Genomic DNA, 14,410 nt, shown 5'->3' with positions numbered 1-14,410 from the left:
AGAAATAGCCTCAGCTGACTCTGGATAAAGGTGGCTTGGAATAGTGCTTTTGCTGTAACTCTGGCTTTATAAACTGCGGATACAGCTCTGCCCATGGCAGCACTAATTCCTGTTGTTGCCAGCCGCCTTTACGTTTCAGAATACGGATCTGTAAGCCCGCTGTGGCCGGAGTCAGTTGCAAACTTAAAGCCCAGGGCAGCAGTTGTTGTTCCGTCATTGCCTGACGGAAAAAATACAACTGGCTTTGGCCTTGTGCCGCCGCTAATTGCAAACGTTTGAGCTGGGTTAAATTTAAGTTGTTTTGCCAGAGCAGCACATCCATACAACTGCCACTTTTTAAGCAGAGTTCTGCCGCCCAGAGTGCATCAGCAGAGCGGGGGGCAGTCAGTTGTAATACCTGATGCAAAGACCGCTTTTGTTGCAGCAGGTATTCAGCACAGAGAGTGGCTGGTGGATTGATCCAGATTTGTAGCAGCTCAGATCCGGATCTTTCCAGTGCTTTTTGGATCAATTGCAATTCAGCACAAGCGCCATGGCTTTGTAATTCAATCACGTTATGCTGTGGCCAGCCGCCGCCCAGAAGCTTATCCAAAGCGCTAAAGCCTGTGCTTTGGCAATGTTCATAAGGTGCTTCAGTTTGACTGGCCTGCCAGATCAGTTGTCTGTTCTGTAGTTGTTGCAGCAGAGCATTCATGATTTTCATCTCAAAATACTGTATATAAAAACAGTATAAAAGATCTGTTTTGGATCGCAAGGATAAAGTCAGAGTTTTCTGATCTTTTACTCCGAGTCGATCAGGGCGTAAGAATTATGTTAATGTGCGCGGCTTTTCCGCCCTGTATAGGTGATTTGCTTTGCACTAGGGCAGCTGATTTGACTTATGGTACTGATATGACTGAAACCACAAAATTTACTACGAAAACCTGGATTTTGATCCTGAGTTTAGTGCTGATCGCTCTCACCTTACGGCCTTCTATGGCCTCTATCGGGCCTTTATTGCCTTTGATGCAACCTGAACTGCACCTGTCTTTTACTCAGGCTTCGTTGCTGACCATGTTGCCTGTACTGGCTATGGGTTTAGGCATCTTTTTTGCGCATCAGCTGGCGGTATGGTTTGGCTCTTACCAGGTGATTTTTTGGGCATCCATCGCCATAGCTGGTGCCACAGCGCAACGTTATTGGGCTGTAGGGGCTTTAGATTTAACCTTAAGTGCCATAGTGGTGGGTTTAGGTATTGCCATGGTGCAGGCTGTGGTGCCTGGTGTCATTAAACAAAAATTCAGCACCAAAGCACCTTTAGTTATGGGCTGGTATATATCGGCCATTATTGCTGGTGCTGCTTTAACTGCGTCTTTAGCTGCATTCTGGGCTGACTGGGCACAGAGCTGGCGGGTGGCTTTATCTGGTTGGGTGGTTTTATCTGTAGTGGCTTTGGTGTTGTGGTTTTCTCAAAAAAACGCCATTCAAAACTTGCCTGTGGTGCAGTCGCAACAAAAACCTCTGAGCTTTCGTAAATACGGCAGAGCCTGGACCTTAGCGATGTTTTTTGGTCTGGTCACTTGTGCTTTTACCTGTGTGCTGGCCTGGTTACCTGCCTATTATGTGGAGCAGGGCTGGAGTGAACAAAAAAGCGGTTTGCTACTGGGGTTGTTGCTTTGCATGGAAGTGGTGTCTGGTTTTATTAGCCCATGGCTTGCCAGTCGTAAAGCCGATCGTCGCCCTGTGATGCTGGTTTTATTGGTGTTGATGGCGACAGGTTTTGCAGGTTTAGTGGTTGCACCTGCGCTGGGTTTAGTTTGGGCTTCACTTTTAGGTTTAGGTATTGGCGGTTTGTTTCCACTGTCTTTGATTGTGTCTATGGATCATCAGCATCAGCCTTCTTCAGCCGCTAGTCTGACGGCTTTTGTGCAGGGCATAGGTTATACGCTTGCCGCTTTTTCACCGCTGATTGCTGGTTTTATTCGTGACTTTAGCCAAAGCTTTAGCATTAGCTGGTTATTATTAGCCGCTATTGCGGTGCTGTTGATGGCGATGGCGACACGCTTTAATCCGGTGCTTTACAGCACAAAATTTCAATAGGCTTTTTCAGGGAGTCGAGCATGCAAGCCAATCTGATGTTATTGCTGGCCGCTGCAATCTGGGGGCTAGGTTTTGTCGCCCAACGTTTGGGCATGGACCATTTAGGGCCTTATTCCTTTAACGGCCTACGTTTTTTTATCGGGGCTTTCAGTTTATTGCCCTTGATCTGGTGGTATCGGCATCAGGGTAAACTACAAGATGTGGACTGGAAACTACTGCTGTGGGCTGGTTTACCTGTTGGAGTTCTGCTCTTTATCGCCGCATCACTGCAGCAAGTTGGGCTGTTATACACTACAGCCGCCAATGCAGGCTTTATTACCGGGCTTTATATAGTGCTGGTGCCGCTGTTGGGTATTTTTCTGAAACATAAAATCAGTGGCAATATCTGGCTAGGCTGCGCTATTGCTGTCTCTGGTTTGTATATATTGAGTGTTGGTGACAACTTTTCAGTGAATTTTGGTGATTTATTGCAGCTGATAGGTGCATTTTTCTGGGCTGCACATTTACTGACTATTGATCACTACAGTAAAAAAGTACCGCCCATTTTATTGGCTTGTCTGCAATTTGTGGTCTGTGGCGCTTTGAGCATGGTGGTGGCTTTTAGCATTGAAACACCCACTGTCACCAATGCATTATTGGCCTGGAAGTCAGTGCTCTATGCTGGTGTGGTGTCTGTCGGTATTGCTTACACTTTGCAGGTGATGGCGCAAAAGCATGCCCATCCGGCTCATGCTGCCATTATCTTAAGTTTAGAAACCGTTTTTGCCGCTATAGGTGGTGTCTGGATGTTGGGAGAAGAGCTAAGTAGCAGGGCGCTGACAGGCTGTGGTCTGATGCTACTGGGTATGCTGGTATCCCAACTCCCACTGCGTTGGTTATTGCGCTCCAAAGCTTTTACTTAATCAACTGATGATGACTAAGCAGCAAGAGCAGCAGCAACAGCACTATCAAGCCTTGTGGCAGCAGTCTTTGCTCAAGTTTGAACAGCATCAGTTTGAAACTGACCCTCTGTTAACTGCTAAAGATGACAGCCGTTATGGCGTCACTTTGTTGGCCCGTCCTTCAGAGCAGGTAAAACAGCAAATCCAGCATAGTCTCGCAGAGCTGATGCAGCTAGAGCCACAACAGTATTATTATCCGGCGTCAGATTTACACCTGACGGTCTTGTCGCTGATTTCCTGTTATTCAGGCTTTGCTTTATCGCAGATAGATAGAGCGGCTTATGTGGACTTGGTACAACAAGTGATTAAAAACACAGGCCCATTCCGTCTGCATTTTCAGGGGATCACCGCATCGCCTTCTTGTGTGCTGGTGCAGGGCTTTTTTGATGATCAAGAGTTAAATCAGTTAAGAGCGAAGCTGCGCTCTGCCTTTGGGCAATCGACTTTACAGCATTCGATTGACCAGCGTTATGCCATCCAAACGGCTCATATGACGGTGTTACGTTTTAGCCAACAGCCTACAAATCCCGAGCTGTTCCTGCAGAAAATAAAAGCATTAGCTTCAGTTGATTTTGGTACTTGCCTGATTGAAGAGCTGGAACTGGTCGGCAATGACTGGTATCAACGCCAACAAAATACTGTACTGATCAAGCGCTTACGGCTAGGCTGATTTTATTCAAATCAGGACAGGGTTGTTGTCATTCTTATGTCGGATCTACTCAATGTAATTCTGCTTACTTTGGCTACAGGCCTTGCTATGCCTTTAGGGGCTTTGCTGGCCAAGTTTGAGCATATTCAGTCGGACTGGCTGGAAGAGGAGTTCAGGCACAGCATTATGGCTTTTGGTGCCGGCGCCTTGTTATCTGCTATTGCTTTAGTGCTGGTTCCCGAAGGCATGAAGGCACTTTCACCTGTAGTGGCTTGTAGCTGGTTTATTGGCGGCGCTGCTGTTTTTATGTTGCTGGATATCTGGCTCAGCAAAAACCAAACCTCTGCCAGTCAACTGATGGCCATGCTGGCCGATTTTTTACCTGAATCATTGGCTTTAGGTGCAGCTGTTGCGGCAGGCGGCTCTCAGGCTTTATTACTGGGTGCTTTAATTGCGTTGCAAAATGTCCCTGAAGGCTTTAACGCTTACCGTGAACTCAGACAATTTTCGACGTATTCAGGCTGGGTCATAGTGGCAAGTTTTACAGCTATGGCATGTTTTGGCCCGCTTGCGGGGCTGATTGGTTATTTCTGGCTGGCAGAATCACCAGCACTGGTGGCTATGATTATGTTGTTTGCAGCTGGTGGTATTTTGTATTCGCTGTTTCAGGATATAGCGCCACAGGTCAGGTTAGAGCAGCACTGGGCTCCTCCTATGGGGGCCATCGCAGGTTTTGTCACTGGTATGCTGGGTTATATGTATCACTAATACTGCAGTTTAAACAGCAGTTCTGATAAATCAGGTTGCCACCAGAAGTCTTTAGCAACCCGCCCATTTCTGACTACCACACCTTCGGCCAGCAGCAATTGTTGTTGTGCTAAAGCTTGGGGTGTACCTGCAGCAAACGCCAGTTGACCGCCAGAGCGCATCACTCTGTACCAGGGCAGTTGCAGTTCATCCGGTGCTAACCCCAGCGTTTTACCCACTAAGCGAGCACGGCCGGGTAAACCCGCTAAATCAGCTATCTGACCATAGCTGGCGATTTTTCCGGCCGGAATTTGTAATACCGTTTGCCAGATTTTTTGTTGTTTAGAAGGGCTTTGTTGCTGCATCAAATCTCTGCTTTAAAAGCACATCAGTGGCTGAATGTTAAAGCACAATGCTACAATGCCGCCGCCTTTTTTGCCGGAGTTTTTCATGTTTACCACTATTGACGGTATTCGGCTGCGTATCCCCACCGAAGAACCTGTAGCGCCAGAGAGCAGCGATTGTTGTGGCAGCGGCAGCTGTTGCCCTTGTGTCTGGGATTATTACCGTGCAGAGCAAAAAGCATGGTTGGCCAGAGATACAGCTGCCGAAACTGAGGTTAGCTCTGCTTGATCTGCTGTGGCTGCTTTGTAGTTAAATACCATTGCAGCAGTAACAGCATAGAGGCAATAAACCATAAATCTTTGATTAAAAACTGACCTGAAGCTGTTAGTAGCCCATGGGCTGAAAATGCTCCCGGGAAACTGAACAGGAAAGTCTGAGTGGTCAAAAACACCGCCAGACACATCAGCCAGCCTGGTAAAAATAACCAGCGGTAATACAATCCAGCGCCCAGTAGCAGTAAAGCCAGCAGATCATAAATACCAATCAGATTCGAAGTCGTTTGCTGATCAAACCACAGATACAACCAGCTCATCAGCGGCGAGCTTTGCACCAGATCCGCTATACCTTCAGCTTCAATCTGAGTGAACTTCATACCGCCAATCCATACCAAAACTAAAGCCACAGGAGCGTACTGCACCCAGTGCTGAACCTTATTGTCAGGCAGCCAGAAGTGCCAGGCTAATGCCAACAAGGTGGCATATTTAATAATGCCCTGACCAGAACCAATAGCAGGGAAGCCACCCAGACTTTCAATCCAGTGGATTGAACCTGTCAGTGATACTAAAGGCGGAACAGCACAAAGCACTAATAACAAAGCCAGAGGTTTTTTCAGCGACACAAAGTGCAACGTCAGCCAGGGCAGCAGTGCTAGCAGGCTAAACAAAATAGAACTTAATTGTCGAATCAGTGGCAAATCTGCTTCTTTAGTCAGCTGGTAAAACCCAAGAATTTTCACCAGCCCAGCATCTACTCCTGCGAAACTGGATAATGCAAGCAATGCAAAACTCAGACTAATACAAGCAATAACAGCAATAGATAATAAAGGCACAGGCTTCTCCACTTTCTTCTTCACAATAGGCTTTCCGAGGAATGAACGCCAAGAAGACCAGTGCCCAACTTAAATTATTTCATCCATGTTCGAAAACAGCTTAATAGGCTTTATTGACCACTGTGCGACCTATAGGCGCCAGGCTTAAAGTTGCCAGTTTTAAGTGAGCTAAGCCAAATGGAATGCCGATGATGGTGATAAAACAAGCCACGGCATGGAACAAATGACCCAAGGCCAGCCAAAACCCAGCAAAGACAAACCAAATCACATTACCAATAAAACCCAGCGGGCCAGTGCCAATATCAGAAATGCGGTTTAAACGTTCGCGATTGACATGTTCGTTGCCAAAAGGCCAGAAGGCCATTTCACCAATCACAAAACAGGCGCGGCCAAAGGGAATAAACACAATACTTAAAAAACACAACAAGCCAATACACCACCAGGCCAGCCCCATTAAAAAGCCACCCATCACAAACCAAAACAGATTAAATATCAGTCTTAAAGCACCCATGGTCGTTCTCCTTTTTTCACTTATGCCAAAAGGGTTACAAGATTAAGGCCAGTTTTAATTGTTATATAAATCAGTGGTATAGGTTTTTACTTGGAAGTTAAACAGTAAAAACCACCATTTAATAGTGAATTTCGCCGCTGGCTTTGCTGAATAGCTGGCAGGAAAAGCTTGCTGCAACATGGGACAACGGCTTTAATAGTGCGGTTTTAAGACTTTATAACTAATAACTACAGTATCCGCGGATCCCTATGACTACTACAACTCTTCCTGTACAGCGACAGCTGTTGGGCCATCCTGTTGGCCTTTATGTCTGCTTTTTCACAGAAATGTGGGAACGTTTTGCTTTCTACGGCTTAAAAGCCCTGTTGTTTTTATACCTGACCAAACACCATTTATTTTCTGATAACGACGGTTACATCCTGCTCGGTACTTATGCTGGTTTAGCTTATGCCTTGCCAGTAGTTGGTGGTTTGTTAGCGGATAAATACCTGGGTATGCGAAAAGCCGTCACCTTTGGTGGCGCTTTAATGGCCTTGGGTATGCTGGGTATGGCCTATCGTGGTCATGCCGCTACCCATGAAATGGGCTTTGACCATTTAGCAGTGCAAATTATGTATTTGTCGCTGGCATTGGTGGCTGTGGGGGTCGGCTTTTTAAAACCGAATATTTCCACCATAGTAGGGCGCTTGTATGAAGACAATGACCCGCGCCGTGACTCTGCTTTTACCATCTTTTATATGGGCATCAATATGGGCGCCTTTATCTCCAGCTTGTTTGTCGGCTGGGTCGGTATTGAATATGGCTGGGAATATGGTTTTGGTTCTGCCGGTATAGGCCTGATTTTAGGCTGGCTGGTGTTTGTCACTCAAACCAAACATTTACAAGGCCAGGCTGAACCAGGTCGTCCGGAGCTTTTGGACGAAAAACGTTTTGGCATTCGCCGCGAAACACTGATTTATCTTGGTGCTTTGGTTGGTGTTGTTGTGGTTCAGCAAATTCTACAAACCCGTTTTGACTTTGGCGCTTTGGCTGCCATTTTAGGTCTGGCGGAAGGCACTGAAATTACCGCCACTGAAGTGGTGGCTATTCTGATGACCATTGCTTTACTCATCTGGTGGTTTAAGTTTATTTTTGTTGAGTGCAGCAAAGTTGAACGCGCCAATATGATAGTGCTGATGGTGTTGATTGGCATCTCTGCAGTGTTCTGGGGCTTGTACGAACAAACCTACGGTACCTGGCTGGCGTTTTCCGACCGCGTAATGAACAGCTACACTTTCAACCTTTTAGTCAGCGATTTTACTCCTAACGCTTCGCAATTAACCTCAGTAGGCGCCTTGTTTATTTTTGCGTTGGCTATTCCTTTTGCCTGGCTTTGGCCTGTGTTGGATAAAAAAGGCTGGAATCCGTCTGCCCCTGCCAAATTTGGTTTTGGTTTGTTATTCGCAGGCCTTGCGCACTTTGTGTTGCAATACGCAGCGCTTAACCCTGAGGCCAACGGTTTAGCTGGTTTTTGGTGGTTTATTCTGGCCTATCTGGTGCTGGAAATTGGTGAGATGGTGTTATCCCCTATAGGTTTATCAGCCGTCACTACCTTGTCCGTCAGCCGTGTGGTCAGCTTAATGATGGGCGTCTGGTTTTTAGCTTCTGCTTTTGGTGAGATGTTAGCGGGTCGTTTTGGTACCTTAGCTTCTATGCCGGCAGGTACAGACACAGGCACAGCCTTGGCTATTTATGCTGATGTGTTCGCCATTTTAGGTTGGGTGGGCGTAGGTTGTGGTGTCTTTATGTTTGCCTTAACTCCTCTGTTAAATAAGCAGATTCGTCAGGCACAAAACGACTGATGATTTAAACTACGCACGCAGACAAAGGCCGGAGTTAGATCCGGCCTTTGTGTTTCTGCTTATTTCTGTTCTGGTGTTTCAGTTTGAGTAGACGGAAGTAAAGTCCGGCCTGTCACGCCTGCAGGAAAAGCCGGCGAGTCACAAACCCGCACTTTGTAGCTATAACCTACAGGCTGAGTAGCATCAGGCGTGATGACCAGTACTTCGTAATCGTTGATATGCACCAGATGTTCAGGTGGGGTGAGTTTGCAACTGGAGGCGCCCATACTTTCGATATGGTAGTTAAAAGACGCTACCAGTTTATTTAGCCACAGCATAGTGGGCAGTTTAAAACCGCGATCGCCCATTACATAGCCGTCATCGATAAAGACCTGAAACTCAGGGACTTTGCTGTGAGGGCCTTTTGGCTGCTGTTGCTGCAATTCTGCTTCGCGTTTTTCTATTTCTTCTACTTGTTTTTGCACCGCTTCAGCGGTGTTTTGTTGTTGTCCGGTTTCTCCCCAATTTAAAAACTGCTCCGGATGACCGCTGAAATAGCTGGCTAAGGTGAAAGTTAAAATGATGGTGACTACAGGCAAATAAATAATGCGAGCGACTAAAGTCCAGACCGGAAAGACTTCGTCATCCAGCAGATGTTTGGACGGAACTCCAAAAGGCCGCAGCATCAATAACAACATGACTTTAAATAAATGCAGCATGGAGTAAAACTGTAGAGTCAGCATACTGCCAATTAAAGTCCAGGCAGGGGCTAGTAACAAAGCAGCTAAGTTCACGCTATAAGGCACTACATTGGGCCTGATGCCTATCACTCCGTTGACAATAGATTCGGCATAAGCAAAAGAGAAATTCAGTACTATGGCGTAAAAGGTCAGAATACAGGCTTTGCCCAGCAGGCTATGCCACCAAATCGCAAATCGTTGCCACATCTCTTTAGCTGTTGCCAACAGCAGTAATACTGAGCCAATCTTTGCGAAAACATAGTTATCCGCACCCAGTAGCAAAAACAACAGAAAAAATACAGTGGCCAGTAAATAACACCACTGCGCAAAATGCAGCTGCGCCAAACGGGGGAAACGCTCGTTCCATGGTTGCATAGTTAAATTCCTGAAAATATTATCCCGTCGTACTTGAAGCCGCAGCTTTGTTGACTTCGCTTCTCGCCCCAGTCACATAGGACTACTATGCTCCTGGGATCTCGTGCACTTGTCGCCTCGCTACAACTCCAATTACTTAGGGGGCGTTATTGTAGTTATGGTCGCTATTGTTAGCACGAGGCCGCTTGCTGCTCAATCCATCTGATAAAAGAATCTTGTCTGCAACTGGACTTAAATTTCCCACGCTGAACTAAACAAGGTTGCACTGGAACGCTTTACATGGATAATTTGCGCCGAACTTTTGCATTATAAAAACGACAACCAAGGGATCTTATGAAATCTGCCTACCTGCTCAGCGCGCTGGCGCTTAGCCTCAGTTTCGCCACTACAGCCGACGAAGGCCAATGGCAGCCGCATCAACTGGCTGAATTACAAAATGAATTAACCGCCAAAGGCATTAGTATTCCGGGTAAACAACTGGCTGATTTAAGTCAGTACCCTATGAATGCTATTGTCAGTCTTGGTTATTGTTCTGCTTCTTTTGTATCGCCAAAAGGACTGGTGGTGACTAACCATCACTGCGCCTACAACGCTATTCAGAATAATTCGACCAAAGACAATAACCTGATTGATAAAGGCTTTTTAGCCAAAACTATGGCTGAAGAGTTGCCAGCAGGACCGCAGGAAAGATTGTATATCACTGAAGCTGTGACAGATGTTACAGCACAAATCACGGGTGCTCTGGCTGCGGGTTTATCCGGCAAAGAGCGTTATGAAGCCATTGAAGCCAACCGCAAAGCGCTGATTAAAGACTGCGAAAGCGATGCAAACTACCGCTGCTCTGTGGTGAGTTTTCACCATGGTATGGAATATTTCCAGATTAAACAGCTGATGCTGCAGGATGTGCGTTTGGTGTATGCACCGTCAGAATCTGTAGGTAATTACGGTGGTGATATAGATAACTTCGAATACCCACGTCATACAGGCGATTACACCTTTATCCGTGGTTATGTTGGCAAAGACGGCAAACCAGCGCCTTATTCAGTGGATAACGTGCCATACCAAAGCAAAAACTTCTTGAAAGTAAATGCCAGCGGTGTACGGCAGGGCGATGGCATTTTATTAGCCGGTTATCCGGGCCAGACCAGCCGCTACCGTTTAGCGGATGAAATCTCTTTTGCTGCCGACTGGCAATATCCGGCTATGGTTAAAACCTATCAGCAAATGATCAACACCATAGACAGCTTAGGTGCGGCTGACGGCGATTTAAAAGTGAAATACGCTTCTACCGTCAAAGGCCACAATAACCGCATGAAAAAGCTGCAGGGTTTATTGGACGGTTTTAAAGTAACGGACATTCAGGCCATCAAAGAGACTCAGGAAAAAGCTTTGCTGGATTGGATTAAGGCCGATGAAGCCCGCAAACCTTATCAGCAAAGTATTGAGGCATTAAAGCAGGTGATAGACGCCGAACAGGCCTTTACCCAGCAAACCTATTACTTTGAAGCCGCTAAACGTAGCGATTTATTACAAGCTGCTATGCTGCTGTATCGCTTAGCGCAGGAAAATCAAAAGCCTGATGCAGAGCGGGAAATGGGCTTTCAGCAACGTGACTTAAAAATGATTGAAGGCCGTTTAGCCCGGATGGAAAAAAGCTTCCACCCAACTATGGATATCGCCATTTGGTCGGAACAGTTAGCCGAGTATTTAGCTCAGCCTGATGCGGTGCGTGTAGCAGAACTGGACACTGCTTTAGGTTTAACTGCTGGCATGACGCAAGCACAAGTTGCAGAGAAACTGACAGCGCTTTACCCACAAAGTAGCTTAACCAGCACCGAAGGCCGCACAGCCTGGTTGGGTAAAACACCAGCTTATTTTGCCCAAAGTGCAGATCCATTTATTCGGATCGCCGTGGCTATTTCTGACAAAAACCTGGCTTTAGAAGCTCAGGATAAAGAACTAAAAGGCCAGTTGTCACAAGTGCGCCCAGCTTATATGCAGGCCATTATTGCCTACAACAAAGCGCAGGGAAAACCAGTCTACCCGGATGCCAACAGCACCTTACGTATCACTTATGGCTCAGTGGACGGTTATCCGGCCAAAGACGGTGTATATAAAACGCCTTTTACGTCAGTGAAGGGCTTAATCGCCAAACGTCAGGCAGATTACCCATTTAACGCACCACAAAACTTAGTGGATGCGTATCAGTCTGGTAAAACTGCAGGCTATTTTTATGCCGACTTAGCAGCCCAAAGCAAAGAACCATGGTTCTGCGGCATTTTCAGCTGCCCAAAAACTGAAATAAAAGCCTTTAACTCAGTGCCAGTGAACTTCCTATCCAGCGCCGACACCACAGGCGGCAACTCAGGCTCAGCAGTGATGAACGGCAAAGGCGAACTGGTTGGCTTAAACTTCGACTCGACTTATGAGTCGATCACCAAAGACTGGTACTTCAACCCGGAAATCACCCGCGCTATCCATGTGGATATCCGCTACGTGCTGTGGATGATGCAATATGTTGATAACGCTGATAATTTGTTGGCCGAAATGGAAATAGTAAGGTAATCAACCCGTCGAAAATACCGTAGGGGAGGGCTTTACGCCCTCCCGTTTTCTCGAATACCCCCTAAACACATACTCACCAAAGCCAACCTATCAGCCATAACTACTAAAAATTCTGCTGAATTTATTGCCACAACGCTCTATAACCACTAGTTTCTTAATGGTAAACACCATGGAAGACCGTAGGCAAACAAACTCGCTATGGAGGCATTGATGAAAAAACTGCTGGTATATCTGTTACTGGTGTTTATTGCCTGGCATTACTACCAAAAAAACACCGTACCCACAGAGATTGAAGCCACCCCTGAACCGACAGTAGTTGAAGAGCATGACGCCCCGGTTTATCAGGAACCAGAACTGATCCGCTTTGAACCCAGCACAGGCTTTTCTTGTGATGGCCGCCAGTACTGCAGCCAAATGCGTTCACGACCTGAAGCAGAGTATTTTCTGAAAAACTGCCCTAACACTAAAATGGACGGAGATCATGATGGCATTCCTTGTGAGAATGACACCAGGTTTTAAACTAATCCGGAACCGTGCTGCGCTAGCTGGGGTGTTATACCCGCGAAAAACGGCTTCAGATTGTCCAAAATAATCTTCTAAGCAGCTGTTCCCTAAATATACAAACTCTATTAGCATCAGTTGTACCAATAAAGAACGCGCCTACAGTTCAAAAGACGATTATTCGTCGTGAACTTCGGATAAGACGCTAAAAGTTAGGCCACTGGTCATCAAAAAAGGATTAATAATATGAGCCTTGAAGAAAGAGATCAGCGAGATTTGGAGAAAGCTGTAAATCTATTGGAGCAGGATACAATTACAGAAAAAATGACTCAGGTTGTAGGAAAACCAATAGATTACTTGATGGGGAAGCTTCCTAAGGGGGCAGAAAAACAAATTCACAATTTAGTAGAAAAGGCACTTCACAAGGCTGCTGATGCAGCACTGTGGAGTTTAGACAATGAGCCAAATCGGGAAGCGTCAACTAAGACAAATAAGCTTTTTGCAGCGATATCAGGTGCTGTCGGTGGAGCTTTTGGTTTTGCTGCACTAGCAATAGAACTACCAATTTCAACAACAATTATGCTTCGTTCGGTTGCTGATGTAGCAAGAAGTGAGGGCTTTGATCTAGATAAAGTAGAGACAAAACAAGCTTGTTTGGAGGTGTTTGCCTTGGGTGGACCGTCTGAGGAGGATGATGCCGTCGATACAGCGTACTATGCGACAAGGAGCTTCACTGCTGAGGCAATGCAAGTTTTATCCAAGGAGCTTGCAGAAATAGCAGCGAAGCAAGCGTCTGCAAATGCTGTGAGAAACCTGACACCGACACAAACAGGCAAGTGGTTAGCTGCTTTAATAGAGAAAATTGCAGCTAGGTTTGGTGTGGTTATTACGGAAAAGGCAGCAGCTCAAGCTGTACCAATTATTGGGGCGGTTGCCGGCGCCACGCTAAATACAATGTTCACTGACTATTACCAAGATATGGCTCGAGGCCACTTTATTATCAAAAGGCTTGAAAAGAAGTACGGCTTTGAATTGGTAAAAGCTGAATATACTAAGATTTCAAATCCGGCTATGACCTAACAAGGCCAAGCATTTCGCACCTTAGGTGCTGGACCTCCGCACTGCGTGCTCCGGCCCATGTTGGCGGCGTTATAGCGTATAAGGTAATTTCAATGTTAGGTCTGAAATTAAAGTATAAAATTTTTTCCGCAGTATTTTTCTTTATTGCCGTATTAGTTTTTGTAGGCGTAGTGCAAAAGATTGATGAGCATGGAGCTGTGTCTTTTGAAACAGTTTCAGGTTTTGGTAGTGTATTATTTGTCTTGTCGATTGCATTAATTCCTGAGTTTGCTTTTTTAAAATTTTCTGAAGCTTTCAAAGTAAGAAAGCAAAACAGCAGGGAAAAAATCTCAGAAAAGCTTGTTTTAATAGGTATGGTATTAGTAGTTATAGGGTTTATTGGTAATGTCGCGCTATAACAAACGTCTAAAACATCACGGCCTTCAACCGCTGGACTCGCAACAAGTTGCTCGCCGTTTAGGCTGACGTTAGCCCTAATTTTGAATTTAGACCTGTTGTTCTCAAGGAGCATTAAAATGGAACACAAACAATCATCGCTAGATTTTCGTTTTAAATCTTTTATTTATGGTTTTGTATTTGGTGTAGCCGTAATAGCAGTTGCTTGGTACATCGTTTAGCTTTCCTCGCTATGAATTATCTTTTACTGGTGGCTAACAAGCGCCGTCAAAAACGCGCCCTTTGGGCGCTTGACTCGCAACAAGTAGCTCGCGTTTGTGGAGGGCGTTATGCTCCCGCAATCAAAAAGTAAGGATTAACTCATGCAATTGGAAGAAGCAAAAAAGGTAAAAGAAACTTGTGGGATAAGCCTTGTGATCATCCAAACCTTAGTAAAGAGTACAATTTTGGTGCTGCCACTGGTGATTATACGTGTACTCAATGTGGAAAGGCCGACTGGTGTAGAGACTGGAACAATCAAACTAGAGATAGCTGAGGTTTAAGATGGACTTAC

At 45.9% G+C, this 14,410-nt stretch carries 16 protein-coding genes; 11 read left to right on the top strand and 5 right to left on the bottom strand.

Annotated elements, in window-relative coordinates; genetic code table 11:
- Positions 1-10: 10 nt before the first annotated feature.
- The gene (imuA, locus tag LSG34_RS17985) at positions 11-703 is read right to left on the bottom strand and encodes a translesion DNA synthesis-associated protein ImuA (RefSeq protein WP_233010526.1); all 693 of its coding nucleotides are present in this window, start codon (positions 701-703) and stop codon (positions 11-13) included.
- Positions 704-891: 188 nt separating this feature from the next.
- On the opposite strand from imuA, the gene LSG34_RS17980 reads away from it, so the two are divergent.
- The 4 genes from LSG34_RS17980 to LSG34_RS17965 are packed head-to-tail and all read left to right on the top strand — an operon-like array spanning position 892 to position 4,437.
- A complete protein-coding gene (locus tag LSG34_RS17980; RefSeq protein ID WP_233010525.1) occupies positions 892-2,079 on the top strand; it encodes an MFS transporter in 1,188 nt (395 codons plus the stop codon).
- Between the two features lie 20 nt (positions 2,080-2,099).
- The gene (locus tag LSG34_RS17975; protein WP_233010523.1) at positions 2,100-2,981 is read left to right on the top strand and encodes a DMT family transporter; all 882 of its coding nucleotides are present in this window, start codon (positions 2,100-2,102) and stop codon (positions 2,979-2,981) included.
- A gap of 10 nt (positions 2,982-2,991) precedes the next feature.
- A complete protein-coding gene (locus LSG34_RS17970) occupies positions 2,992-3,690 on the top strand; it encodes a 2'-5' RNA ligase family protein (RefSeq protein ID WP_233010522.1) in 699 nt (232 codons plus the stop codon).
- A 36-nt stretch (positions 3,691-3,726) separates the two neighbouring features.
- Entirely contained in the window at positions 3,727-4,437 is a 711-nt protein-coding gene (locus LSG34_RS17965; protein ID WP_233010521.1) for a ZIP family metal transporter, read from the top strand.
- Here the strand turns inward: LSG34_RS17965 and LSG34_RS17960 are convergent.
- Positions 4,434-4,781: an MGMT family protein gene (locus LSG34_RS17960; protein ID WP_233010520.1), complete on the bottom strand. Its 348-nt coding sequence runs from the start codon at positions 4,779-4,781 to the stop codon at positions 4,434-4,436. The genes LSG34_RS17965 and LSG34_RS17960 overlap by 4 nt on opposite strands.
- 85 nt (positions 4,782-4,866) lie before the next feature.
- On the opposite strand from LSG34_RS17960, the gene LSG34_RS17955 reads away from it, so the two are divergent.
- Positions 4,867-5,049: an oxidoreductase-like domain-containing protein gene (locus tag LSG34_RS17955; RefSeq protein ID WP_233010518.1), complete on the top strand. Its 183-nt coding sequence runs from the start codon at positions 4,867-4,869 to the stop codon at positions 5,047-5,049.
- On the opposite strand, the gene LSG34_RS20880 is transcribed toward LSG34_RS17955, so the two are convergent.
- Entirely contained in the window at positions 5,036-5,893 is an 858-nt protein-coding gene (locus LSG34_RS20880) for a DUF417 family protein (protein WP_233010517.1), read from the bottom strand. The genes LSG34_RS17955 and LSG34_RS20880 overlap by 14 nt on opposite strands.
- A gap of 76 nt (positions 5,894-5,969) precedes the next feature.
- Positions 5,970-6,380 (bottom strand): YccF domain-containing protein, encoded by a 411-nt coding sequence (locus tag LSG34_RS17945; RefSeq protein WP_233010516.1) that lies wholly within the window; start codon positions 6,378-6,380, stop codon positions 5,970-5,972.
- A gap of 248 nt (positions 6,381-6,628) precedes the next feature.
- Here LSG34_RS17945 and LSG34_RS17940 point away from each other — a divergent pair, with 248 nt between their 5' ends.
- Entirely contained in the window at positions 6,629-8,221 is a 1,593-nt protein-coding gene (locus LSG34_RS17940) for a peptide MFS transporter (RefSeq protein ID WP_233010515.1), read from the top strand.
- Positions 8,222-8,280: 59 nt separating this feature from the next.
- On the opposite strand, the gene LSG34_RS17935 is transcribed toward LSG34_RS17940, so the two are convergent.
- On the bottom strand, positions 8,281-9,315 hold the full coding sequence (locus tag LSG34_RS17935; RefSeq protein ID WP_233010514.1) for a hypothetical protein: 1,035 nt from the start codon (positions 9,313-9,315) through the stop codon (positions 8,281-8,283).
- 333 nt (positions 9,316-9,648) lie between these two features.
- On the opposite strand from LSG34_RS17935, the gene LSG34_RS17930 reads away from it, so the two are divergent.
- From LSG34_RS17930 to LSG34_RS17910, 5 genes are all read left to right on the top strand, one after another.
- Positions 9,649-11,880, top strand: coding sequence for a S46 family peptidase (locus tag LSG34_RS17930; protein WP_233010509.1), 2,232 nt, complete (start codon positions 9,649-9,651; stop codon positions 11,878-11,880).
- 210 nt (positions 11,881-12,090) lie between these two features.
- Complete coding sequence (locus LSG34_RS17925; protein ID WP_233010508.1) at positions 12,091-12,399, top strand: excalibur calcium-binding domain-containing protein; 309 nt, start codon at positions 12,091-12,093, stop codon at positions 12,397-12,399.
- 228 nt (positions 12,400-12,627) lie between these two features.
- Complete coding sequence (locus LSG34_RS17920; protein ID WP_233010507.1) at positions 12,628-13,461, top strand: EcsC family protein; 834 nt, start codon at positions 12,628-12,630, stop codon at positions 13,459-13,461.
- Positions 13,462-13,553: 92 nt separating this feature from the next.
- The gene (locus LSG34_RS17915) at positions 13,554-13,859 is read left to right on the top strand and encodes a hypothetical protein (protein WP_233010505.1); all 306 of its coding nucleotides are present in this window, start codon (positions 13,554-13,556) and stop codon (positions 13,857-13,859) included.
- Between the two features lie 360 nt (positions 13,860-14,219).
- Entirely contained in the window at positions 14,220-14,399 is a 180-nt protein-coding gene (locus tag LSG34_RS17910; protein ID WP_233010504.1) for a hypothetical protein, read from the top strand.
- Positions 14,400-14,410: the final 11 nt, after the last annotated feature.

The sequence above is a fragment of the Rheinheimera faecalis genome (genome assembly GCF_021290965.1).
Taxonomy (GTDB): domain Bacteria; phylum Pseudomonadota; class Gammaproteobacteria; order Enterobacterales; family Alteromonadaceae; genus Pararheinheimera; species Pararheinheimera faecalis.
The sequence above is the reverse complement of the archived record's forward strand: the minus strand, read 5'-3'. Positions and strand labels throughout refer to the sequence as shown.